We start from the raw sequence: 256 nt of genomic DNA, 5'->3' as shown, positions 1-256 counted from the left end.
CATTCAATCCAACAACTTTCTATCAACACGATTCGCACATAAACCATCGATCCGAATGAAAAAGCAAACACTGCTCACCCAGGAATGCCAATGGGTGCAGCACCAAAGGCTTATACATTATGGACTCAATTAATGAAACACAATCCAAATAACCCAACGTCGTTTAAACGTGAACGTTGCCTATTATCTTCAGGTCAAGGTTAAATGTAACTATACAGCCAACTTCAACTATCTGGTTATGATCGAACAATTGAAT

1 pseudogene is annotated in these 256 nt (G+C 38.7%); it reads left to right on the top strand.

Annotated elements, in window-relative coordinates:
- Positions 1 to 201, top strand: a pseudogene (locus tag JDS82_RS29255) (transketolase); the annotation flags it as partial.
- Between the last annotated feature and the right edge of the window lie 55 nt (positions 202 to 256).

This window comes from Bacillus cereus group sp. N14 (assembly GCF_016483555.1).
GTDB lineage: Bacteria > Bacillota > Bacilli > Bacillales > Bacillaceae_G > Bacillus_A > Bacillus_A wiedmannii.
The sequence above is the reverse complement of the archived record's forward strand: the minus strand, read 5'-3'. Positions and strand labels throughout refer to the sequence as shown.